Annotated in this window: 1 protein-coding gene; it reads right to left on the reverse strand. The window is 68.7% G+C overall.

The annotated features are described in order from the left end of the window. On the reverse strand, window positions 1-1145 hold a 1145-nt coding region (locus WEB03_RS01770), incomplete at its 3' end, for an ISL3 family transposase (protein ID WP_368069255.1). Window positions 1146-1253 lie beyond the last annotated feature (108 nt).

Below are 1253 nucleotides of genomic sequence, written 5' to 3' on the forward strand. Positions count from 1 at the left end.
GCGTTGTTGGACTCGGCGATCCCGTTGGTCAGCTTCCACTCGATGGTGGCCTCGATCGAGGCCCGGTAGCGGCGGATGGTGCGCGCCAACTTGACGAACGGGGTGAGCTTGGAACGTGAGGCCCAGGACAGCCACTCGTCCAGCGCTGCGCGCGCCTGGATCAGTGGGAGCCGCAGAAGTTCGCGGAGTTCCTCCTTGAGCTGCCAGCCGCGGAACATGCGGCGGTTGGCCTTCTCCAGGTCTCGGATCGTGGCCTTCTGCCGGCTCGTGAGGTTGCCCCAGTTGCGTAGCAGCAGCCACCGCAGCCCCTTGAACTCCTTGGCCGCCGTCGCGCCGCCGGTCTTGCGCAGCAGGTTCCACTCGGCGCGGCGGACCTCATCGACCGCGTCGGTGGCCCAGCCCACCAAGTGGAACGTGTCGAGGGTCACGATCGCGTCGGGGGCCTGTTCGGCGACCACGGTACGGATCCACTCCGCTCCGTCGCAGGACACGAACTGCAGCGCTGCGGCCCGTACGGGGCCGAGCGCGGCGAAGAACTTCGCGACGGTGGCCTTGGAGCGGCCCTTGGCGGCCCACACCACCTTCCCAGTGACGTGGTCGCACACCACGGTCAAGTAGCGCTGGCCCTTCTTGTACTTGACCTCGTCGATCGCGACCGCCACCAGCCCGTCGAGCAGATCGGTGCGTCCGAGCGCCTCGGTGGCCAGCCGCACGCAGGCGTTGTTGACCGCCCGCCACGAGATCCCGTAGCGGTCGGCCGCTGCCTGCTTGTTGGACGCGACCGCGTCGTGGACCACCAACTCCTCCAGCGCGGCGGTGAACGAGCTGTCGTGGCGGGCGAAGGGGAAGGCCACCACGGTGGGGCCGTGGACGGGGCAGTTCACCCGGGGCGCCTCGGCCAGCAGCTCGCAGGTCGCATAACCCACGTCGAGATGACGCCAGCGACGCAGCCCGTCACCGTGGTCGAACCAGGTTGCCTTGGCCCCGCAGCGTCCACACCGGCCCCGCCGGGCTGTGCGCAGCCGCACCCGCACCTGCAAGCTCGGACGGACGTCGGGGTCGTCCTCGCCGCTCAGTTCCCGGCCGGTGATCACCACATCGCGGCCCAGACCGAGCACGCTTTTGAGTACCTTGTTGAGGCGCACGCCGTCGTTCTCCTTCGTTGCCAGCTTTGAACAGCCGGAAACGTAGGCAGAACACGGCGTGCGCACGCGTAGGCGCTACAGGCCACCCACGGCAGCGTCAGTAGACCC

The organism is Nitriliruptor sp., from assembly GCF_040882075.1.
Classification (GTDB): Bacteria; Actinomycetota; Nitriliruptoria; order Nitriliruptorales; family Nitriliruptoraceae; genus Nitriliruptor.